This is a genomic window from Stenotrophomonas sp. 05L44_2, from assembly GCF_056665995.1.
On record NZ_JBFTNR010000951.1, the window covers coordinates 1 to 1263 of the forward strand.

Annotated in this window: 1 protein-coding gene; it reads right to left on the minus strand. The window is 65.1% G+C overall.

From position 1 onward, the window contains the following. Positions 1-59: 59 nt before the first annotated feature. Positions 60-1263 (minus strand): efflux RND transporter permease subunit (locus AC1VAN_RS22235; protein ID WP_480986794.1); only part of this gene is annotated, 1204 nt, incomplete at its 5' end.

Below are 1263 nucleotides of genomic sequence, written 5' to 3' on the forward strand. Positions count from 1 at the left end.
GTCTCCCCCCACCACAACACGTTTCCGCCCCTACGGTCGAGCAAGCTCGACCGCTACACCTACACCGGGGTTCCCGCCACGACCTCGCGGCCGCGAGCGCGCTGGATCAGCCGCACCACCGCATTGCGCAGGTCATCAAGCACCGCGTAGATCGTCGGCAGGAACAGCAGGCTGACTACGGTAGAGAACGCCAGGCCACCGGCAATCGCACGCGCCATCGGCGAGTACTCCGGCCCGTTGCCGAACATCTGCGTATCGGTCAGCGAGATCGGCACCATCGCCAGGATCGCCGTGCCCATGGTCATCATGATCGGGCGCAGACGCTCGCGTGAGCCCTCCACCAGCGCCTGGGTACGGCCCATCCCGCCCCGGCGCAGATTGTTGATGTGCTCGATCATCACGATGCCGTTGTTCACCACCACGCCCATCAGCACTAGGATGCCGATGAAGGACATGATCCCGAACGAGGTGCCGGTGATCCAGAACAGCCAGAACACGCCGAAGATCGAGAACAGCACGCCGCTCATGATCGCCGCCGGGAACAGCAGCGATTCGAACACTGCGGCCATCACCACGTAGATCATCACCAGCGCGATCAGCAGGTTGAACACCATCTGCTGCATCGCCTCGTTGTCATCGCCGTAGTCGCCGCCATCGAAGGTGAAGCCGTAGCCGGCCGGGAAGTTCATCGGCTTGAGCACTGCTTCCATGGCCTTGCGGGCGTCCGGCGCGGTGATCTTCTCGGCCAGGTTGGCCTTGATGGTCAACGTGGTCTGGCGGTTGGTGCGGCCGATCTGGGTCGCCGAGGAACCCACGTCGACACTGACCAGGCTCAACAGCGGTACGCTGCGGCCATCGCCGGTGCGCACGCTGAATCCGGCCAGGTCTTCAGGGCTGCTCTGTTCGGCACCGGCGAAGCGCACCCATACCGGCACTTCGTTGTCACCACGACGGAACTCGCGCATCGGCGCACCACGCAGGGCCAGGCCAACGAAACTGGCAACCTGCTCGGCATTGAATCCGAACGCCGCTGCACGCTCGCGGTCGACGTGCACTTTCAGCTCGCCGCCCTTCTCGCCGTTGTCGATGCGCACATCGCGCAGCTCGGCGCGCTGCGCCAGCAGCGGCAGCACTTCCTGGCCGATCTCCTGCAGCATCGCGCTGGAGTCGCCGACCAGCTGCACCTGCACGCCCTGGTTGCCGCCACCGCCACCATCACCGCCCTGGTTGCCGACGAAGTAGTCGGTACGCGCGGATTTCGGC